The organism is Amycolatopsis circi (assembly GCF_003385235.1).
Classification (GTDB): domain Bacteria; phylum Actinomycetota; class Actinomycetes; order Mycobacteriales; family Pseudonocardiaceae; genus Amycolatopsis; species Amycolatopsis circi.
In genome coordinates this window covers 1-21780 of record NZ_PQIA01000137.1, presented here as the reverse complement: position 1 = coordinate 21780, position 21780 = coordinate 1, and the positions used below count along the sequence as shown (strand labels likewise).

Sequence of the window (21780 nt, the reverse complement as noted above, 5' to 3'; positions counted from 1 at the left end):
TGCCGTGGCGCATGGGGGTCTGCGCTGAGGCGACTTGACTTGGCGCGTGGGGACCCGTACGGAGGCGGCTTGACTTGGCGCGCAAGGACTTCTCGGGCGAAGCACGAAGCGGCGGGCCGTCCGGAATTACCCGGTGCGGCCCGCCGCCTCCCCCTTTGCATCCGTCTGCTCGGCGCACCCGGGGTGTGAGGTATCGGGTGTGTCGGCCAGAAGCAGACGGGATGTTCCCGCCGTCAGCCGGCCGCGCGAGTCACCACCGCGTTGCCCGTTCCGGTGCGGGCGCGGACTTTCAGCGCGACCGCGCCCTCCGGCGGCGTGTCCGAGACGTCCAGCTCACTCGAAACCCGACCGGCCGCCGACGCCAGTTCCACTTCGGCCCGGACCCCGCTCCGGACGCCGACTCGCACCTCTCCGGAACCGGTGATCAGTTCGAGCGACCCGGCAGCCGCGTCGGCCACCGAGAGGTCGCCGCTGCCGGTGCGGGCCATGACGTCGCCCTCGATCGCGCCCAGCCAGACGTTTCCGGTGCCAGTGCCGAGGGTCGCCGGTCCGGCGATCGACGCCGCCTCGACCGAACCGCTTCCGCTCCGCAGTTGCAGTCCGGCCAGAGTCGGGCCGAGTTTCACGGCTCCGGTGCCGGTCCGGATGGTGGCCGCACCGTCCGCGCGTTCCAGCGACACCTCGCCGGACCCGGTGAGGATGTCCGCGCGACCCGCGGCACCGGTCACCTTGACGTCCGCCGAACCCGCGCGCACTTCGAGATGCGACCCGGCCGGAGCGTGGACCGTCACCGCGACCGGAACGTTCCGCAGCTGCCATGCCTTCGCAGCCCGCACGACGACCCGGTTGCCGGTCTTCTCGATCCGCGCCTGCCGCACCGCGTCCGCGACGGAGAACTCCGGCATGCCGCCGAACTGGTCCCCGAACTTCTCGCCGACCCACGACAGCAGGCTGCTGACGCCGTTCACCCACGACGGCTGCTCGCCTGCGTCGTGCTGCAGTCGCACGGTCACCCCGGACTCCCGTCCGAGCACGACCTCGACCCGCCCGATCGTGACGCCCAGGTCCAGCTCGACCGGACCGTCCGCCTCGAAGTCCTGCAGCCGCACGTACGGACCCGGTTCCGCGGAATCGGAGCCAGTCTCGGCCGCATTGTCCGAAGCGGACTCAGAGCTGGCAGAGGCAGCCCCGGCCTCGTGCGAAGCGGTTCCAGCAGCCTCGGAAACAGACTCGGACCCGCTGGCCGCATCGCTCGCCGAGGCCGAGGTCCCCGAGGGGACCCCGCTGCTCCCGGCCTCCGCATCCGCGGACGTTCCGGCCGCCGCGGTTTCCGCCGCGGACTCCGCTCCGCTCTCGGCCGCGCTCCCGAAGCCAGGTTCCCCAACCCGGCCTTCGGTGTTCTTCCCCTGGTCTTCCCGGTTCTCGCCCATGGTGATGCCCCTTCTAGCCTTCGACCCAGCCGTGCAGCTTGGTCTCGGTGCGGCCCCCGCCGCTGCCGCTGTCCTGCCAGCGCTGATGCCGCTGCTGGTGCTGCTGCGCCTGGCCGAGCGCCCCCTGCACGGCCTGCGCCACGAACGTGTTCAGCGAAACTCCCTGCGCGGCCGCCGCCTGTTCGGCCTGGCCCTTGATCTGCTCGACCAGCCGCAGAGTGATCCGCGAGATGTCGCCGCCGTCGATCGGAGGCGCGGGAGGCGGCGGTGGCGGCGGCGCGGAAGAAGAACGCTCCTCGCCGCCGGTCACGACCACGCGCACGTCCCGGCCGTCGAGGCGGACGTCCACGACCTGGCCGGGCAGGGCCGCGGTCACCTCGGCCGCCAGGTCGGCCAGCGCGTTCATCAGCGTGAGCCGGACCGCCGGCTCCAGAGCAGACGACAGCAGTGCGGCCGCCCGCCGGGTCTGCTCGTCCCCGGCGGAGGCCGTGCTCGCGAGGTCTTCGCGAAGGTTCGCGATATACGGCGTCAAGTCCATGACACCACTATGGCGTCACAGGTGACGTCACGTCAAGGCGCGGTGATGTCACCCGTGCCGCCGGGTTAGGCTGGCGGAGCCGACATGAGGGGAGCGAGACCGGTGCCGCCCAAGGTGCAGCTGATCGCGAAAACCGAGTTCTTCCCGCCCGAGGATGTGCCCTGGTCCACTGACGCAGACGGAGGCGAAGCGCTCGCCGAGTTCGCCGGACGCGCCTGCTACCAATCCTGGAAGAAGCCGAACCCGGCGACCGCCACCAACGCCGGCTACCTCGAGCACGTCATCGACGTCGGCCACCTGTCCGTCCTGGAGCACGGGTCGGTCACCTTCTACCTCACCGGGATCTCCCGCTCGCTCACCCACGAGCTGATCCGGCACCGGCATTTCTCCTACTCCCAGCTCTCGCAGCGCTACGTTCCCGAGCGCGACGCCGAGTTCGTCGAGCCGGACGTCATCGCCGAAGACCCGGTGCTGCACGAGAAATTCGTCAAGGCCGCGCAAGCCAGCGCGGCCGCGTACGACGAACTGCTCGCCGGGCTGGAGGAGAAGTTCGCGGACACGCCGAGCGCCACCCTGCGCCGCAAGCAGGCGCGCCAGGCGGCCCGCGCCGTGTTGCCGAACGCGACCGAAACCCGCATCGTCGTCACCGGCAACTACCGCGCCTGGCGGCATTTCGTCGCGATGCGTGCCACCGAACACGCGGACGTCGAGATTCGTTCGCTGGCCATCGAATGCCTGCGGCAGCTGCACAAGGCGGCGGCCAACGTGTTCGCCGACTTCACGATTTCGACCCTGCCCGACGGCACCGAGATCGCCTCGAGCCCGAAAGTGCTGGAAGGCTGACAACGCCCTGATGAAACACCTGACGATCGACCTCCGTCCCGGCTCCTACTCGGTCGTGCGCCTGCCCGCCGACGCCTCCGTGCCCGCCGAGCTGCTGGAACCCGGCGAACCCGGGCTCGTGTCGGTGACCCGCACGCCCGACGAGCTATCGGTGATCTGCCCGACCGGCCGCGAGCCGGAGGGCGGCACGGTCGAGGACGGCTGGCGGCTGTTCACCGTGCGCGGGCCGCTGGAATTCACCCTCACCGGCATCATTTCCGCGCTCGCGTCGGAGCTGGCGGCGGCGGGCGTCGCGCTGTTCTCGCTGTCCACCTTCGACACCGACCACATCCTGGTGCGCTCGGACGACCTCGACCGGGCCGTGGCCGCCTTCCGCGAAGCAGGCCACGAAGTGCTCCTGCCCGCCTGACGAAGGTCCGTGAAGGACTCCTTGAGGGAATCTGATTCCCTCAAGGAGTCCTTCACGGACCTTCGGCCGCGTGGCGCAGCACACCCTTGCCCAGCAAAGTTCGGCGCGCCTAAACTTTGAGTTGGGGCGACCGATATCAGGGAGTGGGCGCAGATGGCGGTGGCGGAAGCGGCACGTCCGCGCGGCGTGGCCCGGCTGCGGGCCGGCTGGGCGCTGCTCGGGCCCGCGTTCGTCGCCTCGATCGCGTACGTCGACCCGGGCAACGTCGCGGCCAATGTCAGCGCTGGCGCGCGCTACGGCTACCTGCTGGTGTGGGTGATCGTCGCGGCGAACCTGATGGCCGTGCTGGTGCAGTACCTGTCGGCGAAGCTCGGTCTCGTCACCGGCCAGTCGCTGCCCGAAGCGCTGCGCGACCGGCTGTCCAGCCGTGCGCGGATCGCGTACTGGGCGCAGGCCGAGTTAGTCGCGGTCGCCACCGATCTGGCCGAGGTCGTCGGCGGCGCGCTCGCGCTCAACCTCCTTTTCGGACTCCCGCTGGTCGCCGGCGGGCTGATCACCGGCCTCGTGTCGCTGGTGCTGCTCGCGGTGCAGGACCGCGGCGGCCAGCGCCCGTTCGAACGCGTCGTGACCGGCCTGCTGGTGGTGATCGCGGTCGGGTTCCTGGCGAGCCTGTTCGTCGAGTCGCCGTCGGCCGCCGGGATCGCGGACGGCCTGATCCCTCGCTTCAGCGGCGGCGACAGCGTGCTGATCGCCGCTGCGATGCTCGGCGCGACGGTCATGCCGCACGCGGTGTACCTCCACTCCGGACTGGTCCGCGATCGGCACGGCAAACCGGAACCCGCGCGGCGCCGGCGCCTGCTGCGAGCCACCCGGTACGACGTCGGGTTCGCGATGCTCCTCGCCGGTGCGGTGAACCTCGGCATGCTGCTCGTGGCGGCGACGAATCTTCAAGGCCAGCAAGGCGTCGACACCATCGAAGGCGCGCACGGGGCAGTCGCCGCAGCGCTCGGACCGGGCGTCGCGTTGCTGTTCGCGATCGGGCTGCTCGCGTCCGGGCTGGCGTCGACCTCGGTGGGTGCGTACGCGGGCGCGATGATCATGCAAGGCTTGCTGCGCAAGAGGATTCCGATCGTCGCGCGCCGGCTCGTCACGCTCGCTCCGGCGATTGTCGTGCTGGCGCTGGGAGCCGATCCGAGTGCGGCGCTCGTGGTGTCGCAGGTGGTGCTGTCGTTCGGGATCCCGTTCGCGCTCGTGCCGCTGATCCGGCTCACCGCCGACCGCGGGCTGATGGGCGCGGACGTCAACCGCCGGACCACCACGGTGCTCGCGTCCGTCGTCGCCGCGGTGATCATCCTGCTCAACGTCGTGCTGATCGCGCTCACCTTCACCGGCTGACGCGGTCCTAATCGGACGGAACCGGCAGGGCCGCCGGACGGTCCGACTAGCATCTGCGCGAAGCCGACCGAGGAGCCCGACCCCGTGACCGACGAACAGACCCGCCCGCACGACCCGAACCGCACGGCCCCCGCCGGCCGCGTGGTGGCCGGCCGCTACCTGCTGCTCGGCGAACTGGGCCGCGGCGGCATGGGCATCGTGTGGCGCGCGCAGGACCAGGTGATCGGACGGCAGGTCGCGATCAAGGAACTGCGGCTGCCCGAAACCGAAGGCGCCGCGGTGTTTTCCGAGCGGATCCTGCGCGAGGTGCGGGCAGGCGGGCGGCTCAACGACCCCGCCGTCGTCACGGTCTACGACGTGGTCACCGACCAGGGCACCACCTGGATCGTGATGGAGTTGGTCGAAGCGCCCACGCTCGCCGACCTCGTGCGCGCGCACGGCCCGATGCCCGAGCAGCAGGCGGCGACGATCGGGGAGCGGGTGCTGTCCGCGCTGCAGGCCGCGCACGCCGCCGGGATCGTGCACCGCGACGTCAAGCCGGCCAACATCATGGTCGCGCCGGACGGACGGGTGAAGCTCACCGACTTCGGCATCGCGCACGCCATCGACGACCCGCGGCTCACCACGAGCGGGATGATCGTCGGCTCGCCCGCGTTCATGGCCCCGGAGCGGGTCGAGGGCCGCGAGGCGATGCCGGAATCGGACCTGTGGTCGCTCGGCGCGACGCTGTACTTCGCGGTGGAGGGCATCGTCGCGTTCGAACGGCCCACCACGGCCGCCACGCTGCACGCGATCATGACCGAAGTGCCATACCTGACCCGCGTGCAGGGTCCGCTCGGCGCGGTCATCCTCGGCCTGCTGGTGGCGAACCCGGAAGCCCGGCTCACCGCGACGCAAGCGCGGGCGCAGCTCGCCCACGCCACCGGCCCGACGCAGCGCCCGGCGACCGCCGTGCTGCCGCAGCAGGAGACCCGGGTGGGCGGGCAGCCGACCCGGATGGCCGCGAAGCCGGAAGGCAAGAGCCGCCGAGGCTGGTGGGCGGGCGCGATCGCGGCGCTGGTCGTCGCCGCGCTCGTCGGCGGGTTCTTCCTCGGCAAGCCGGTGTGGTCGCCGAAGAAGGACGCGCAGCAGGCCGAGACCGTCAGCTACGGCCCGGACGGCTACCTCAAGACCCAGATCGCCTCGTACCAGATCTGCTACAACGCCGTGGTCCAGCCGGGCGTCGTGATCAGCTCGGACAACAACGTCGACTGCAAGAAGAACCACACGCTCGAGGTCTACGACACGGCCGACCCGCTGCCGCTGGAGAACTGGAGCGACAGCGACGCGGTCGTCGCGCCGTATCCCGGGCTGGAGGACATCAGCCGGGCGGCCGAGGCGCGCTGCGCGGCGGCGTTCCACTCCGCGGTGGTGCCGCCGGAGCAGCGCGCGGGGCTGTCGTACCGGGCGATCGTGCCGACCCAGCAGGCCTGGCAGGTGCAGCCGGACCACGACAGCAGCAGCGGCCCGAACCGGAAGATCTACTGCGTCCTTTCGCGCACCAGCAACGACCAGATCCCGGCGCAGATCACCGCCAAGGTCAAGTAGCCGCGCGAGAAGTTCCGCCGGGAGGGCCGCGGCGGCGGAAATTCTCCGAAGTTGCCGGTGGCACACCAGGTCGAGGCCGGGTTCGGCGGTCCGACGAGGTACCGTCGTGGCCATGTCCACCTCACCTGCCGCCGCGCCCGGACGTCCGTTCGGCCGCGTGCTCACCGCGATGGCGACCCCCTTCGACCGAGCCGGGGCGCTGGACGTGAAGCGGGCCCAGGAACTGGCCGAGTACCTCGTGGACCTCGGCAACGACGGCCTCGTCGTCAACGGCACCACCGGCGAGAGCCCGACCACCACCGACCAGGAGAAGGCCGACCTGGTCCGCGCCGTCGTCGAGGCGGTCGGCGACCGCGCGACCGTCGTCGCGGGGGCGGGCACCAACAACACCGCGCACAGCATCGAGCAGGCGCACGCCGCCGCCGAAGCGGGCGCGCACGGCCTGCTCGTCGTCACGCCCTACTACTCGCGGCCGAGCCAGGCCGGGCTGTACGCGCACTTCACCACGGTCGCGGACTCGACCGAGCTGCCGGTCATGCTCTACGACATCCCGCCGCGCTCGATCGTGCCGATCGAGGTCGACACGCTGCAGCGGCTGGCCGAGCACCCGCGGATCGTCGCGGTGAAGGACGCCAAGGGCGACCTGATCGCCGGCTCCGAGGTCATCGCGAACACCCACCTCGCCTACTACTCCGGCGACGACGGCCTGAACCTGCCGTGGCTGTCGGTGGGCGCGGTCGGCGTGGTCAGCGTGATCGGGCACGTCGTGGCGGGCCGGATCCGCGCGATGATCGAGGCCTACGAGGCGGGCGACACGTCCACCGCGCGCACGAACCACCGCGCGATGCTGCCGGTGTTGCGGGCGATGTCGCGCGTCGGCGGCGTCGCGTTCAGCAAGGCGTCGCTGCGCCTGCGCGGGTTCGACATCGGCGACCCGCGGCTGCCGATCGTGGCCCCGTTCGACGACCAGTTCGAGCAGATCGCGGCCGATCTCGCCCAGGGCGGCGTGCCGCTGGAGGACAGCGCGGCCTCGGACTGGCATGGTGCACGGGTGGCACAAGCAGATTCGCAGGCGGCCTACACCGCCCCCACCTCGCACACCAGCGTTGGGACAATGCCCCGGTGAGCTCACTTCCCGCCGGACCCGGCCCGACGCACCTCCCGCCCGCACTTCCCGAGGGAGCCCTGCGCGTCGTCGCGCTCGGCGGCATCGGCGAGGTCGGGCGCAACATGACCGTCTTCGAATACGACGGCAGGCTCCTGATCGTCGACTGCGGCGTCCTCTTCCCCGAGGACGACCAGCCGGGCGTCGACCTGATCCTGCCCGATTTCCGCGCGATCGAGGACCGGCTCGACGACATCGACGGCCTCGTGCTCACCCACGGGCACGAGGACCACATCGGAGCCGTCCCGTTCCTGCTCCGGCTGCGCCCGGACGTCCCGATCTACGGTTCGCGCTTCACCAACGCGCTGCTCGCGGCCAAGGCCAAGGAGCACCGCCAGCGGCCGAAGCTGATCGAGGTCCGCGAGGGGGAGCGGCGCAAGGTCGGCGCGTTCGACCTCGAGTTCTTCGCGGTGAACCACTCGATCCCGGACGCGCTCGCGGTCGCCATCCGCACGCCGGCCGGCGTCGTGCTGCACACCGGCGACATCAAGCTCGACCAGCTGCCGCTCGACGGGCGGCTCACCGACCTCGCGGGCTTCTCGCGCCTGGGCGACGAGGGCGTGGACCTGTTCTGCGTCGACTCGACCAACGCCGAGGTGCCCGGGTTCGTCATGCCCGAGCGCGACATCGGCCCGGTGGTCGACGACGTCATCCGCAAGGTTGACCAGCGCGTCATCGTCGCCTGCTTCGCCAGCCACGTGCACCGCGTGCAGCAGGTGCTGGACGCCGCCGTGCGGCACGGCCGCCGCGTGGCTTTCGTGGGCCGGTCGATGGTCCGGAACATGGGCATCGCGGCCGAACTCGGCCTGCTGAACGTGCCGGACGGCCTGCTCGTGGACCTGGACCAGGCCAGCAACCTGCCGGAGAGCAAGGTGCTGTTCGTGTCGACGGGTTCGCAGGGCGAGCCGCTGTCGGCGCTGTCGCGGATGGCGCGCGGCGAGCACCGGCAGATCTCGATCCGCGCGGGCGACACCGTCGTGCTGGCCAGCTCGATGATCCCGGGCAACGAGACCGCGGTGTTCGGCGTCGTGAACGGCCTGACCCGGCTCGGCGCGAACGTCGTGCACCAGGGCAACGCGAAGGTGCACGTGTCCGGCCACGCGTCGGCGGGCGAGCTGCTCTACCTGTACAACGCGGTCCGGCCGAGCAATGTGATGCCGGTGCACGGCGAGTGGAAACACTTGCGCGCCAACGGAGAACTCGCCATCCGGACCGGCGTCGCGCCGGACAACGTGGTGATCGCCGAGGACGGCGTGGTCGTGGACCTGGTCGACGGCAAGGCCTCGCGCACCGGCCGCGTCGAGGTCGGGCACGTGTACGTGGACGGGCTGTCCGTCGGCGACGTCGGCGAGTCGACCCTGTCCGACCGGCTGGTGCTCGGCGAGGGCGGGTTCATCGCGATCACCGTGGTGGTCGACTCGAACAACGGCCGCGCGGTCAGCAGCCCGACGATCTCCGGCCGCGGGTTCTCCGACGACCCGAAGGCCCTGCACGCCGTCGTGCCGCTCGTGGAGATGGAGCTGGCGCGGACGGAGGCCGAGGGCATCACCGACACCCACCGCATCGCGCAGGCGGTGCGCCGGGTCGTCGGCCGATGGGTCGCCGACACCTACCGCAGGCGGCCGATGATCGTGCCGACGGTCATCCCGGTCTGACTCAACGCCGCGCGCCCGCCAGCAGCAACGCCATCATGACGATCGCTGCCTGGCGGGCGAGCGCGTTGCGCGCTCTGCGCTGTTCGGTTCTGTTCGGTCGGTTGTCCATGAGATCCCCCAGGTGTCTCGTGCGGCTCCGTCTTCTCGTGCGGCCCCGTCCAGTGTGGCGGGCCCGCGGATAGGACACATCCCGCTCGCGGTTGGTTCCCGTCTCCACCCGGAGAGGGAGTCAGGCCCGACGCAAGTGCTGCCGGAACATGCGATTAACGGCCGGTGCTGTCCGTGAGGGGAACCCTGAGGGAATCAGAGTCCCGCAGGGTTCCCCTCACGGACAACGATCCGCCCCGTTGCCCGTGCCGGTCGCGTCAGGAGCCGCCCTGCCTGGGCGGATGCGCCTCAAGCACACCCGCAGCGCCGCCTTAAGTCCCTGACATCGGGGAGTCAGGCCACCGCGGCGGTCTGTCGTTGGACCAGGTACGCGCCGCCGAGCAGCAGCGCGGCGCCGACCGCTTGAGGCCAGACGAGGGCTTCGCCGAGCAGCGCCCAGGCGAACGCCGCCGCCGCGACGGGTTCGAGCAGCCCGACGACGCTCGCCACCGAGGCGGGCAGGTGCCGTAGCGCGGAGATCCCCGCGACGTAAGGGATCGCCGTCGACAACACCACGAGGCAGATCAGCAGCAGCCACAGCGGCGGCGTCCACGGTCCGAACGGGACGGTCTGGGCCGCCATGTCCAGCGGCAGCGTCCACGGCGGCGCGGCGACGCTCACGAGCACCCCGCCGACCACCATGCCCCAGGTGACCAGCCCGAGCGGTTCGCGCTCGGCCACCGCGCGTTCGCCGAGCAGGAAGTATCCGGCCGAACAGAGCGCCGCGCCCATCCCGGCCAGCAGCCCGATCGCGTCGAGCCGCAGCCCCTGCCAGACCTGTGCGACCAGCGCCAGCCCGACCAGCGCCACCGCCATGCCGAACCACAACATGCGCGGCAGCCGCTTCCGCCGCACCACGCGCACCCACAACGCGATCAGCACCGGGGACAGAAACTCCAGCAGGATCGCGATGCCGACCGGGATCCGTTCGGCGGCAATGAAATACAGCAGCTGCGTCCCGGCCACGCCGAGCGCGCCGTACGCCAGCAGCACCGGCCATTCCCCGCGCCGGACGCGCAACGTGTGCGGGGCGAAGAGCGCGGTGCCGATCAGCAGCAGAACCCCCGCCGTCCCGATCCGCAGCACCGCCACCTGTTCCGGCGTCATGCCCGCTTCCATCACCGGTTTCGCGAGCGTGCCGGACGTGCTGAAGAAGACCGCAGCGAGCAGGACAAGGGACAGACCGCGGCCCCGGTGGATCACCCGGGGTTGTTCCAGGACAGGGAGTTCGGTGGTCACTTGCGCGACAGTACGTAGCGGAATGACCCAAGGAAACCGAGTTATCCGAGGCTCTTCAGGCCTGTCGCGACGTGTGTCGTGATCGTCGCCAGCCGTCGCCCCTGAATCCGCAGTGCCTGCAGTGCGGTGCCGTCCGGGGCGGCGGACTTGCGCGAGACGAACGAGCCGCCGTACGGGTTGCCGGACTCCATGAGGTGCGGGTCGGCGTAGCCGAGGGGGAGGACGATCGCGCCCCAGTGGTAGAAGATGTTGTTGATTGCCAGCACGGTTGCTTCGAGGCCGCCGTGCGCGGTGGACGCCGACGTGAACGACGTCGCCACCTTGTCGGCCAGTTTCCCTTGCGCCCACAGGCCGCCCGTGGTGTCCACAAAGGACTTCAACTGCGCCGCGGGCCCGCCGAACCGGGTCGGGCTGCCGAACGCGAGCCCGTCCGTCCACTCCAGGTCGGCCAGTGTGGCAAGGTCGTGGTGCGGCCCGGAATCCGCCCAGGCCTGCCAACGCCGATTGCTCGCCACCGCTTCCGGCGGCGCGGTCTCGGCCACCGTGCGGACGCGTACCTCTGCCCCGATTTCGGCCGCCCCTTCGGCGAGCGCGCCGGCGAGGGCGGCGGTGTTTCCGGTGGCGCTGTAGTAGACGACCAGAATGCGGGTGCTCACACCTCGCGACCCTAGCCGGACTGGTTGGTGTGTCCCACGATCCGGACGGTTCAGCGCTGCGGCTTCCAGGGACTGACCGTGTCGGTCGGCCGGGTCGGATCGTGGAAGCGCGGGCGGACGGGTTCGTGGCGGCGCAACGGGACCAGGCCGTCGGTGATGGCCTGCATGATCTTGGCGTGCGCGCGAACGCCCGCGCCCGGCCGCTCCGGCTCGACGTCGGAGAGATCCACCGGCGTGCCGAAGTGCACCTTGAACCGGGGCCGGCGCAACGGCGCGCTCAACCCGGATTTGGCCAGCGGCAGCAGATCCGCGGGCCCGTTCACGGTCTCCGTGCCCCAGTACACGGCCTCGTGCGCGCCCCACTGGCTGATCGGAATCACCGGCACCCCCGCCGCGAGCGCGAGCCGGGCCGCGCCGGTCTTGCCGCGCTCCGGCCACAGCCCCGGATCGTGGCTGATCCGCCCCTCCGGATAGACGACGATCGGCTCCCGCGTAGTCCGCAACGCCTCGGCGGCTTCGGCGAACTGGCCGACCGCGGTCGCCGCCTTGGCCCGGTCCACGCGCAAATGCCCGCTGACTTTGAGCGCCGGGCCGATCACCGGAGCGTCGAGAATCCCGCCGGCGAGCATGAAGCGAGGATTGATGCCGATCCGCTTGCACGCCGCCATGAGCACGAAGGCGTCGAACACGCCGATGTGATTGGCCGCCATGAGCAGCGGCTTGCCCCGCAGCTCCCGCGGAATAGACCCGGACACCGTGAGCCGCCCGACGAGGTTCACCAGCCCCCGGTCGATGTTGAGCATCGTCCGCCAGATCGCGGGGGCACGGCGCGGGGCCTCGTCCTGTTGCAGCGCGAACATGAGCAGAGCATTCCATGGGCGAATCCACCTGGGGCAACGCGGTTCTCGGTGAGGTGGGGCCGGTGGGCGGTCCGAAGGTGTCACCGCAGGTCAGAATGTGTCTGTTAACCACCGCTAAGGGAGAGCGCTGCTGGCGAGGCTGATCCGCCTCTTGAGCTGGCCGTCCGACGGCTCTTCCCGGCTACGCTGGTCGGCCTGGCCGGTCCTGCACCTGCGGTATTGCCCGGCTTCGCCATCTGCTGTCCTCTTTCTCCGCCGCGGTCGTTGTCCGTCTAGCAGCCGCGCTGTCATGACATCGGCGTCGTTCGTTGAGGCCGTGGAACCAGACCGGGGTGATTCGGCCGGACGACGAGGCCCTGCTCGCGGCGATAGACGAGGTCGCAATCCGGGCACTGAGTCGACGCACCGTGAGAGCTGCGCCGGGCGAGCGTTTCGAACGCGGTTTCCGCGGTTTGGCCGCACAGCATCGTTATCGCTTGGCCCGGTGCCGGAACCTGGGCCAAGCGAGCGCGATGCCAGACATTGCCGATCACGGGCAGGAGCGCGGCCGGGTCGAGGTAGATCATTGCTGGCATAGGCGCCCACGCGTCCTTCCTGTCGTCCCTGACCAAGCGGTCCGCGACTGCGGTAAGTGACGTTACGATCACCGGAGGTCAGGGAGAACGGACCGGGAGTACGAGTACGGTCCGGCCGGACCAGGCCAGACCGGGGGCGTCTGTGGGCGGAGCATCGGCAACATCGACCGGCAATGCGGGTTCGCGTTCGACAGGTGTCGTTTCGGGTTACGTGCTCAAGCTGGCGCGCGAGTCCGCGGGGCTGACGCAAGAGCGGCTAGCCGAACGTCTCGCGGTCGACGGAAGCACCGTTCAGGGGTGGGAATCAGGGCGCAGGCCCCTCTCGGCGATGAACGCGGGCGACCTCGTCCGGTTGTGCGCCCGGCTGCCGCGGTTGGGCGCGCCTCCCTCGACCGGCCGCCACCTCCATGCGGCGGTCGAGGCAGATCTCGTCCTGTCGACCGGTGTCGCGGCCGGAGGCTCGTGGGTAACGCCGGACTTGCACCCGCTGGCGGCGAGCGTGCACCGCAAGACCCTCACCAACTTGATCACGTGGCCGTTCACCGGGCACCTGCCGCCCGAGTTCACCGGGTTCACGCGGAAGGTTCCGCGCCGCGGTCCCGTCGCCTCGGGTCCCACGATGAGTGCCGAGGAACGGACGCGGTTCTTCGACCACCTGATGGCCGTCGCCGAACGCGGCGTGCACCCGGACGCGGCGCTGCTGCGCCGTCAGGCGGTGTACCTGCTCGGATTCGATCAACGCGATCGGGTCGTGCGGTGGTTGCGCGGAGAATGGGCAAGCGCCGGCCGCCGGTCGATCGCGAACGGCGACGTGACCGGCCTTCTCGAAGCTCGCTCGGCATCTGTCGCGCTCGCGTCGACCGGTGACAGCACGCATCTCCACGACTTCGTATCCCGCACCACTGGCACCCGTGCCGAGGTCGCGAACCTCAACTACTGGGCGCACTGGATCGGCGAATTGCCCGACGATCAGGCCGACGACGGGTTCATGGCAACGGCCGACACTCGAGCGTGGTCGGGCATGCGGCTGTTGCATCATCTGGTGGGCCGCCTCGACCCGTCCTCGCCGCACTTGCCGCTTAACCTGCACACCGTGCACTCGCTCGTCGCCAGCCGCCCGACCCTCCTGTCCGGACCATCCGCCGTACGCGACGCACTGATCGGCGCGCTCGAAATGCTCTCCTGCAGCGACGTGCTGTCTCGTGAGGGGCGCGACCAGGTCGCTGGCCTTCATTACGCTCTGCGTCTCGCCAACCGATAGGGAGATCGCTACATGCCAGACGAGACCGCTTCGGCCCTCGCCTCGTTCGGTTACGAACTCGGGTTGCTCAAGCGCATCCGCCGCGCGGGGTGGTGGCAGGCCGGTATCCGTGACCTGGAATCGGTGGGGGAGCACAGCCTGCGCGCGGCACAGATCGCGGCGCTGCTCGCCGTGGAAGAAGGAGCGAATCCGGAGCGCGCCGCGTTCTTGGCGATCTGGCACGACACGCAAGAGACCCGCACGGGCGACATCCCGCACACGGCGGCCAAGTACTTGACCAAGCCCGAGCCGCGCGAGATCACCGCCGACCAGACCGACGGACTGCCGGACGACGCTCGCGACATGGTGCGGTCCGCGGTAGACGAGTACGAGACCCGGGAGACGCTCGAAGCGAAGTGCGCGAAGGACGCGGACAAGGTCGAAATGCTGCTGCAGGCTGTCGAATACCGCGACGTCGGGGTCGAGCGAGTCGCCGGATGGATCGAGTCCGGCGGCAAGGGGCTCTCCACTGAGACCGCTCGGCGGATTGCTGAAGCTGCTGTGACGTTGTCCCCGTTGGCGTGGCGTGGCCGCTGAGCCGGAAAGACCGGCTGGTCGCGGGTCAGGAAGCCGCAACCGGTCGTGACTCGGTCGAATCCGTGTACCCGGAATCCAGCCACCGAGTGCAGCCCCCGACAGTCGCCCCGTCCTCCTCGACATCTCGGGTCTGCAGCAACATCCCCGTCTCCGGGTCGAACACCAGCTGCCGCGTACTGGCCAACACCGAATCCGGCACGCTCACGACAACCCCGGGCAGATCCGCGTCCTCTACAACCAGCCCCGGCCGCTCGGCCAGCCACAGCAGCAACCACCGCTGCAACTCCGGCGGCACGACCTGCGTCAGCCAGACCGTGCTGAAAGCCTTGACCGCCCCAGAGGGACTCATCAGCCGACGCAGCGCGGCACTCACCGACGCCAGATCCCGGCCAGCCAGGAAGTCGCCCATCAACCCGCCCGGCGGGAAGTCGCCGCTCGGCCGTACGACCGTGTCTCCCTGTGTCACCAGCAACCGCCCGGAGCCGTCCGCGGCGATCCAGTCCTCGCGGTCGAAGAACTCGGTGCTGGCCGACAGGATCCGGCCAGCGGTGGTCCGGTCGGTGTGCTGATGCCACCCGGACTTCCGGAGGTAGTGGTACCGCCCAGTACCGCGAGGAACAGGTGCGAGAGCGGTCCGGTCGGCAAGCGCGCGCACGACCTCGGCAGGGCTCGGCATCAAGGGACCTCGGCTTCCGGCGGAACGGCGAGGGACACAGCGGATGCTTCCACAAGATCGACTGTGATCTGGAGACGATTGTTTCGGGTGCGCTGCGAGTGGCACATGTGACTATCGGTCCCGGCCCGTTACCGTGGAGGCATGGCTGGGTCGGCGACGAGAAAGCGGAGCACTGCGGGAAGCGGCGGGAAGGCACCGGCGCGTAGTTCGCGTACGCCGGCGAAGTCTCGGGCGGCTGCGTCGAGCAGGTCGTCCAAGGGCTCGACCAGGGGCAGGTCCAGCTCCCGGCCCCGGACGTCCGCTGCGCGGCGTCCGGCCAGCCGCAAGAGTTCGGGCGCGTTCGGGCGCGGAGTGCGCAGCACCTGGAACCTCGCCGCCAAGGGAATTGGCTCGCTGGCTCGTACGGTCGGGCGCACGCGGGAACTCGAAGCGGAGCACCGTCGCGACGGGCTCGCGCTCGGGTTGATCGCGCTGGCCATCGTCGCCGCGGTCGGTGTCTGGTGGCGGGCGGCGGGGCCGATCGGGGCCGGTGTCGAGGTCGCTACCCGGACGGTGCTCGGTGCGGGAGCGGTGACGCTGCCGCTGGTGCTGCTCGTGGTCGCGGTCGCGTTGATGCGGTCCGAGCCGCAGCCGGAGACCCGGCCGCGGATGGTCATCGGCACGGTGCTGGTCGTGCTGTCCGTGCTCGGGATGCTGCACATCTTCACCGCGCTCCCGGACACCAACGACGGCCGCATGTACGCGGGCGGCATTCTCGGCGCGTTTTCCGGCGGGCTGCTGACCAAGGGCGTCACCACCTGGGTCGCGGTGCCGCTGCTGATCCTCGCGCTGCTGTTCGGCGTGCTCGTGTTCACCGGCACGCCGGTTCGCGAAATCCCGCACCGCCTGCGCACCTGGGGCCTCGACGAGGAGGAACTGGCCGAGTACGAGGGCGGCCAGCACGAAGGCGAGCACGACAACGAGGAACCCGAGTCCGAGCCGAAGGCCGTCCGGCTGCGGAAGCCGTCGCGGCGTCGCCAGGCCAGTGCCGACAAGGACGGCGAGCAGCTCGACATCGACGCCGCGCTCGCCGAGCCCGCCACGCCGATCCGGCCGCCGAAGCCGGTCGCGCCGCCCGCCGAGGTGCCGGAGAAGAAGCAGAAGAAGGCTCCGGAACCCGCGCTGTCGGTCACCCGCGCCGTCGAGGGCGACTACGCGCTCCCGCCGCCGGACCTGCTGAAGCTCGGCGACGCGCCGAAGTCCCGCAGCAAGGCCAACGACCAGATGATCGAGGCGATCACCGGGGTCCTCGACCAGTTCAACGTCGACGCGCAGGTCACCGGCTTCACCCGCGGCCCGACGGTCACCCGGTACGAGGTCGAGCTCGGCCCGGGCGTGAAGGTCGAGAAGATCACCGCGCTGACCAAGAACATCGCCTACGCGGTGGCCACCGACAACGTCCGCCTCCTCGCGCCGATCCCGGGCAAGTCCGCGGTCGGCATCGAAGTGCCCAACTCCGACCGCGAGATGGTGCGGCTCGGCGACGTGCTGCGCGCGCCGACCACGGTCAAGGACAACCACCCGATGCTGATCGGGCTCGGCAAGGACATCGAGGGCGAGTTCGTCACCGCGAACCTCACGAAGATGCCGCACCTGCTGGTGGCCGGTTCGACCGGTTCCGGCAAGTCGAGCTTCGTGAACTCGATGCTGGTGTCGCTGCTGGCCCGCGCGACGCCCGCCGAATGCCGGATGATCCTGATCGACCCGAAGATGGTCGAGCTGACGCCGTACGAGGGCATCCCGCACCTGATCACGCCCATCATCACGCAGCCGAAGAAGGCCGCCGCCGCGCTGGCCTGGCTCGTCGAGGAGATGGAGCAGCGCTACCAGGACATGCAGGCCAACCGGGTCCGCCACATCGACGACTTCAACTCCAAGGTGCGCTCCGGCGACATCACCGCGCCGCCGGGCAGCGAACGCGAGTACCAGCCGTACCCGTACATCATGGCGATCGTCGACGAGCTGGCCGACCTGATGATGACCGCCCCGCGCGACGTCGAGGACGCGATCGTCCGGATCACCCAGAAGGCCCGCGCCGCCGGCATCCACCTGGTGCTCGCGACGCAGCGGCCGTCGGTCGACGTCGTCACCGGCCTGATCAAGACGAACGTGCCGTCGCGGCTCGCGTTCGCCACCTCGTCGCTCACCGACTCGCGGGTCATCCTCGACCAGCCGGGCGCGGAGAAGCTCATCGGCATGGGCGATGCGCTCTACCTGCCGATGGGCGCCGGGAAACCGGTCCGCATCCAGGGCGCGTTCGTCGGCGACGAAGAAATTTCTGCGGTCGTCAACTTCGCCAAGGAACAGGCGCAGCCGGACTACAACGAGGGCGTCACCAGCGCCAAGGCGGGCGAGAAGAAGGAGATCGACCCGGACATCGGCGACGACCTCGACGTCCTGCTGCAGGCCGCCGAGCTGATCGTCACGTCGCAGTTCGGGTCGACCTCGATGCTGCAGCGCAAGCTCCGCGTCGGGTTCGCCAAGGCCGGACGGCTGATGGACCTGCTGGAAAGCCGCGGCATCGTCGGCCCGTCGGAGGGTTCGAAGGCCCGCGACGTGCTGATCAAGCCGGACGAGCTGGAGTCGGTGCTGTTCATGATCCGCGGCGGCTCCGACGCGGGCGGATCGCCGGCCGGCGGCGAGGACGAAGACTTCTGAGCCGCGCGTGCAACCGGCCGGCGCGTTCGGCTCGTCCAGTACCCATGGACCTCAAGAAGCTCGCACTGGGTATCGGGACGGCCGCCGCGCTGGCCGGGTGCGCGGGCGGCCCGGTCGCCGTCGCGCAGACACCGTCGCGGCCGCCTGCCGCCGACCTGGGCGGGAACGTGGCGCTCACGCCCGGCCAGGAAGTGCAGGTGTCCGGTCGGGACCTGACCGTGCGTTACCGCCAGCTGGTCTCGGATTCGCGCTGCCGCCCGGGCAGGCAGTGCTTCGTGGCGGGGGAGGCGGTAGTGGCGCTGGTCCTGACCGAACCGGGGCGCGGCGAGCACACATCCGTCCAGTTGCACACGGGTCGTCAGGGCCCGGATGCGACGTCCTTCGCCGGCACGACGGTGAAGCTCATGGCCGTGGACGGGTCGGGGGCCCGGATTCTCGTCCGATTCTCCTGAGGGGCGCTCAGAACTCGAGCAGCATCCGCGAGTTCCCCAGGGTGTTCGGTTTGACGTAGGGCAGGTCGAGGAACTCCGCGACGCCCGGGTCGAGCGACCGCCGCATCTCCGCGTACACCTCGTGCGACACCGGGGCCCCGTCGATCTCGACGAACCCGTGCCCGGAGAAGAACGACGTCTCGAACGTCAGCACGAACAGCCGTTTCAGCCCCAGCTCGCGGGCTTCTTCGACGAGCCTGCCGACCAGCGCGCGCCCGATCCCGCGGCCGCGCGCCGCTTTGTCGACCACCACGGTGCGCAGCTCGCCGATGTCCTCCCACAGCACGTGCAGCGCGGCGGCGCCCAGTACGTCCTCAGTGCCGTTCTCGTCGACCGCGACCCAGAACTCCTGCACCGCCTCGTAGAGCGTGACCAGATCCTTCTCGAGGAGCACGCGGCCGGCGTCGGAGTCGACGAGGGCCTTGATCTTGCGGACGTCGGCGATCCGCGCGCGGCGGACGGACGGAGGGCGGGAATCGGGCACCCGGTCAAGATAACGACCGCGAGGACCGGGCCCGCCGAGCGGCTCCCGTCGGGGGACCCCGGATGCGTGACGACGCCGGACGTCACGTATAGCTAGTGAGCGCACATGACCAGTAGTCGGCGGCCGTCGGCCGGCTACCGGCCCTCGGGAGGAACCTGCATGTCCGGCAGTACCGTGGTGGCCCCGGAACGTCCCGGCAACCCTCCCGCCGGACCGAGCGCGCAAGCCCGGTTCCGGCCCGAGCTGCAGGGAGTCCGGGCGCTGGCCTCGGTGCTGGTGGTCGTCTACCACGTGTGGTTCGACCGGATCTCCGGCGGCGTCGACGTCTTCTTCCTCGTCTCCGGGTTCCTGATCACCGGCCAGCTCTACCGGGCGCTGCTGCGCGGCCGGATCGAACTGCGCGCCACCTGGGGCCGGATGATCAAGCGGCTCTTCCCGGCCGCGATGACCGTGCTGCTGACCGTCGTGGTCGTGTCGCAGCTGCTGCTGCCGCAGGACCGCTGGTTCCAGACCATCCGCGAGGTCGTCGCCTCGGCGCTGTTCTACGAGAACTGGCAGCTCGCGGCCGATTCGGTGGACTACTTCGCCCAGCACAACAGCGCGAGCCTGGTGCAGCACTTCTGGTCGCTGTCCATCCAGGGCCAGTTCTACCTGGTGTGGCCGGTGCTGTTCGTCGCGCTCGGCCTGCTCGTGCGCCGGCTCGGCTGGTCGCTGCGGCGCACGGTGAACCTGCTGCTGATCGTCCTGTTCGCGGCCTCGCTCGCGTACTCGGTGTACCTCACCGCGGCCGACCAGCCGCTGGCCTACTTCCACGGCCTCACCCGGGTCTGGGAGTTCGCGCTCGGCGGCCTGATGGCGATGTTCCTCGACCAGGTCTCGCTGCCGCGCTCGCTGCGCATCGTGCTCGGCTGGGTCGGCGTCGCGGGCCTGGTGCTGTGCGGTGTCCTGCTCGACGTGGACAGCGTGTTCCCCGGCTGGATCGCGCTGTGGCCGACCGTCTCGGCGGGCCTGGTGCTGGTCGCCGGGCAGACCGGCAGCGTGCTGGGCGCGGACCGCTGGCTCAGCTCGAAGTTCCTCGGCTACGTCGGCAATCTCAGCTTCTCGCTGTACCTGTGGCACTGGCCGGTGCTGGTGTTCTACTTGATCGTCCGCGACCGGGTGGCGGTCGGCCTGCTCGGCGGCACGTTCGTGGTCGGCGTGTCGTTCCTCCTCGCGATCCTGACCTATCACCTGATAGAGAACCCGATCCGGCTGTCGAAAATCGGCACCGCGAAACACTGGGGCTCCTACCGGTTCGGCGTGCTCGCGCTGGCCCCGGTGCTCGTCGCGAGCGGCGTGTGGCAGGGCGTGAGCAGCGCGCGGGCGAACTACGAGATCGCCATCGGCGACCCGGACCACCCAGGCGCGGTCGCGCACGCGCAGGGCTTCGTCTACCGCGGCTCGCCGTCGCCGTCGATCGTGCCGCCGACAGTGAAGCTCGCCGACGACTGGGCCCGCATTCCGCTGGACCAGTGCGCCATGTCGCCGCGCAACAAGGAACTGCAGATCTGCACGGAAAACCCGGAGTCCCCGCCGACCAAGCGGGTCGTGCTCGTCGGGGACTCGCACATCCAGCAGTACCTCGCCGCCTTCCGGCCCGCGGTCGTCTCCGACGGCTGGCAGGTCAAGACCATGCTGAAGGGCGCGTGCCCGTACTCGTCCGGCTCCGACTTGATGCCGGGCGACAAGAACTGCATCGACTGGAACAAGGCCGTCACCGACGAGCTGCTCGACACGCGCCCGGACGCGGTCATCATGCTCGGCACGGTCAACGCCAAGCCGGGGCCGAACGAGACGACGCCGAAGGGCTTCGTCGACGTCTGGTCCACCCTGGGCGACGCGGGCATCCCGGTCGTGGCCGTGCGCGACAACCCGCGCTACGCGTTCAACATGGCCAGTTGCGTCGCGCAGCGGAGCCCGACCGACGCGGCTTGCTCGGTGCCGCGGTCGGCCGCGGTCGCCGCGGCGCCGTCGTGGGAGAAGGTCCAAGACGTCCCGGAGAACGTCACGTTCATGGATTTCACCGACTACTACTGCGACCAGAAGCGCTGCCGCGGCGTCGTCGGGAACGTGCTGGTCTACATGGACGACAACCATCCGTCCGCGACGTTCAACACGACACTCGCGCCGATCGCGGTCAAACAGCTCAAACGCGCGCTTCAGTGGTGACCGCGCGCCAGGGGAGAACGGACGACTTCGGCGACTAGCCGTCGCGGAGCGTCCCGGGTTGGGCACAATGGGGCGGCGGCGGGCTTGCCGCACGGGCACCTGAGGGGGAGCTGGTCTTTTTGACGCGCGCAGGGTGGGACGCATTCCAGGCCGCACAGTCCGAGGCGGCGGCGGGCCGGACGGCCGCGCTGACCGGCCCGGACGGCGTCGGATGGCTGCTCGTCCCCGGCCAGGCGTGGCAGCGGCGGCTGCCGGACGGGAGCTGGCAGTACACGCAGCCGCCCGGGGACCCCGGCTACCGCGCGGCCGCCCGTCTCGTTCCGCCGCCGGGCGCTCCGGCTCCCGGCCTGCCCGCACCGGGCGCCCCGGGCGGATACGGCGCGCCGCAGCAGTACCCGGGCGGCCCGCAGGGCTACCCCGGCCCGGGCAACGGCGGAGGACCCCGGCCGCCGTATCCCGCCCCGCAGAGCAACCCGGGCGGATTCGCCGGACCGCAAGGCAATCCGGGCGGTTACAACGGTCCGCAGGGCGGTCCGGGCGGCTATCCCGGACCGCAAGGCAACCCCGGCGGATACGCGGGACCGCCTGCGCCGCAAGGCAATCCGGGCGGTTACGGCGGCCCGCCTTCCGCGCCGCAGGGCTACCGTCCGCCGCAGCCCGGCTACCCGCCCGCTCCGCAGGGCGGCCCGTGGTCCGGGCAGGTCCCGGCGCAGCCGCCGCCCGCCGCACCCGCGCCTTCGGGACCGCGGCCCGTCGCCCCGCCCCCCGCCCCGCCGCCGCTTCCCGCGGGCGGCGCGGCGCCGAGCCCCGCGACCGGTCAGCCGCAGATCCGGGTGGGGAACCTGGGCCAGGCCGGGATGTTCGTCGCCGGAACCGAGTCGATCGCCG

General features: G+C 70.6%; 20 protein-coding genes and 1 pseudogene. 12 read left to right on the top strand and 9 right to left on the bottom strand.

The genetic code is table 11. The features are described from left to right. Positions 1-233: 233 nt before the first annotated feature. Together D0D37_RS38180 and D0D37_RS38175 are read right to left on the bottom strand one after the other, a co-directional pair. Positions 234-1109 carry a DUF4097 family beta strand repeat-containing protein gene (locus tag D0D37_RS38180; protein WP_116205458.1) on the bottom strand — a complete coding sequence of 292 codons (876 nt, stop codon included), beginning with the start codon at positions 1107-1109 and terminating at the stop codon, positions 234-236. A 334-nt stretch (positions 1110-1443) separates the two neighbouring features. Then, positions 1444-1968, bottom strand: a complete 525-nt coding sequence (locus D0D37_RS38175) for a toxin-antitoxin system HicB family antitoxin (RefSeq protein WP_116205449.1) — start codon at positions 1966-1968, stop codon at positions 1444-1446. A gap of 84 nt (positions 1969-2052) precedes the next feature. Between D0D37_RS38175 and thyX the strand changes: the two genes are divergently transcribed. The 6 genes from thyX (at position 2053) to D0D37_RS38145 (ending at position 9022) form a co-directional block, all read left to right on the top strand. Beyond that, on the top strand, positions 2053-2811 hold the full coding sequence (gene thyX, locus D0D37_RS38170; protein WP_116205448.1) for an FAD-dependent thymidylate synthase: 759 nt from the start codon (positions 2053-2055) through the stop codon (positions 2809-2811). A 10-nt stretch (positions 2812-2821) separates the two neighbouring features. Then, positions 2822-3220 carry an ACT domain-containing protein gene (locus D0D37_RS38165; protein ID WP_116205447.1) on the top strand — a complete coding sequence of 133 codons (399 nt, stop codon included), beginning with the start codon at positions 2822-2824 and terminating at the stop codon, positions 3218-3220. A 153-nt stretch (positions 3221-3373) separates the two neighbouring features. Then, complete coding sequence (locus D0D37_RS38160) at positions 3374-4615, top strand: Nramp family divalent metal transporter (protein WP_162834683.1); 1242 nt, start codon at positions 3374-3376, stop codon at positions 4613-4615. Positions 4616-4699: 84 nt separating this feature from the next. Continuing rightward, complete coding sequence (locus D0D37_RS38155) at positions 4700-6202, top strand: serine/threonine-protein kinase (RefSeq protein ID WP_116205446.1); 1503 nt, start codon at positions 4700-4702, stop codon at positions 6200-6202. A gap of 112 nt (positions 6203-6314) precedes the next feature. Further along, complete coding sequence (gene dapA, locus D0D37_RS38150; RefSeq protein ID WP_116205445.1) at positions 6315-7328, top strand: 4-hydroxy-tetrahydrodipicolinate synthase; 1014 nt, start codon at positions 6315-6317, stop codon at positions 7326-7328. Then, positions 7325-9022, top strand: coding sequence for a ribonuclease J (locus D0D37_RS38145; RefSeq protein ID WP_162834682.1), 1698 nt, complete (start codon positions 7325-7327; stop codon positions 9020-9022). Before dapA ends, D0D37_RS38145 begins: the two co-directional genes overlap by 4 nt. Positions 9023-9463: 441 nt before the next feature. On the opposite strand, the gene D0D37_RS38140 is transcribed toward D0D37_RS38145, so the two are convergent. From D0D37_RS38140 to D0D37_RS38125, 4 genes are all read right to left on the bottom strand, one after another. Further along, the gene (locus tag D0D37_RS38140; RefSeq protein WP_116205444.1) at positions 9464-10408 is read right to left on the bottom strand and encodes an EamA family transporter; all 945 of its coding nucleotides are present in this window, start codon (positions 10406-10408) and stop codon (positions 9464-9466) included. Between the two features lie 41 nt (positions 10409-10449). Next, a complete protein-coding gene (gene wrbA, locus D0D37_RS38135; RefSeq protein WP_116205443.1) occupies positions 10450-11064 on the bottom strand; it encodes an NAD(P)H:quinone oxidoreductase in 615 nt (204 codons plus the stop codon). Between the two features lie 50 nt (positions 11065-11114). Then, positions 11115-11924 (bottom strand): lysophospholipid acyltransferase family protein, encoded by an 810-nt coding sequence (locus tag D0D37_RS38130; protein ID WP_162834681.1) that lies wholly within the window; start codon positions 11922-11924, stop codon positions 11115-11117. A 287-nt stretch (positions 11925-12211) separates the two neighbouring features. Then, positions 12212-12490: a hypothetical protein gene (locus D0D37_RS38125; protein WP_116205442.1), complete on the bottom strand. Its 279-nt coding sequence runs from the start codon at positions 12488-12490 to the stop codon at positions 12212-12214. 151 nt (positions 12491-12641) lie between these two features. On the opposite strand from D0D37_RS38125, the gene D0D37_RS38120 reads away from it, so the two are divergent. Beyond that, complete coding sequence (locus D0D37_RS38120) at positions 12642-13760, top strand: helix-turn-helix domain-containing protein (RefSeq protein WP_341868010.1); 1119 nt, start codon at positions 12642-12644, stop codon at positions 13758-13760. Positions 13761-13772: 12 nt separating this feature from the next. Then, positions 13773-14336 (top strand): HD domain-containing protein, encoded by a 564-nt coding sequence (locus D0D37_RS38115; protein ID WP_116205440.1) that lies wholly within the window; start codon positions 13773-13775, stop codon positions 14334-14336. Positions 14337-14361: 25 nt separating this feature from the next. Here D0D37_RS38115 and D0D37_RS38110 read toward each other — a convergent pair whose 3' ends face one another. Then, complete coding sequence (locus D0D37_RS38110; protein WP_116205439.1) at positions 14362-15012, bottom strand: hypothetical protein; 651 nt, start codon at positions 15010-15012, stop codon at positions 14362-14364. Between the two features lie 128 nt (positions 15013-15140). Continuing rightward, positions 15141-15374: a hypothetical protein gene (locus D0D37_RS48260; RefSeq protein ID WP_244223814.1), complete on the bottom strand. Its 234-nt coding sequence runs from the start codon at positions 15372-15374 to the stop codon at positions 15141-15143. Between D0D37_RS48260 and D0D37_RS38105 the strand changes: the two genes are divergently transcribed. Both D0D37_RS38105 and D0D37_RS38100 read left to right on the top strand, forming a co-directional pair. Beyond that, positions 15364-17709, top strand: coding sequence for a DNA translocase FtsK (locus D0D37_RS38105; protein ID WP_244223813.1), 2346 nt, complete (start codon positions 15364-15366; stop codon positions 17707-17709). The two genes, D0D37_RS48260 and D0D37_RS38105, sit on opposite strands and share 11 nt — an antisense overlap. 44 nt (positions 17710-17753) lie before the next feature. Next, entirely contained in the window at positions 17754-18161 is a 408-nt protein-coding gene (locus D0D37_RS38100; protein WP_116205437.1) for a hypothetical protein, read from the top strand. A 7-nt stretch (positions 18162-18168) separates the two neighbouring features. Here D0D37_RS38100 and D0D37_RS38095 read toward each other — a convergent pair whose 3' ends face one another. Next, the gene (locus D0D37_RS38095; protein ID WP_116205436.1) at positions 18169-18684 is read right to left on the bottom strand and encodes an amino-acid N-acetyltransferase; all 516 of its coding nucleotides are present in this window, start codon (positions 18682-18684) and stop codon (positions 18169-18171) included. A gap of 159 nt (positions 18685-18843) precedes the next feature. On the opposite strand from D0D37_RS38095, the gene D0D37_RS38090 reads away from it, so the two are divergent. Together D0D37_RS38090 and D0D37_RS38085 are read left to right on the top strand one after the other, a co-directional pair. Continuing rightward, on the top strand, positions 18844-20892 hold the full coding sequence (locus D0D37_RS38090) for an acyltransferase family protein (protein ID WP_208720365.1): 2049 nt from the start codon (positions 18844-18846) through the stop codon (positions 20890-20892). Between the two features lie 119 nt (positions 20893-21011). Beyond that, positions 21012-21780: pseudogene (locus D0D37_RS38085) on the top strand (hypothetical protein); the annotation flags it as partial.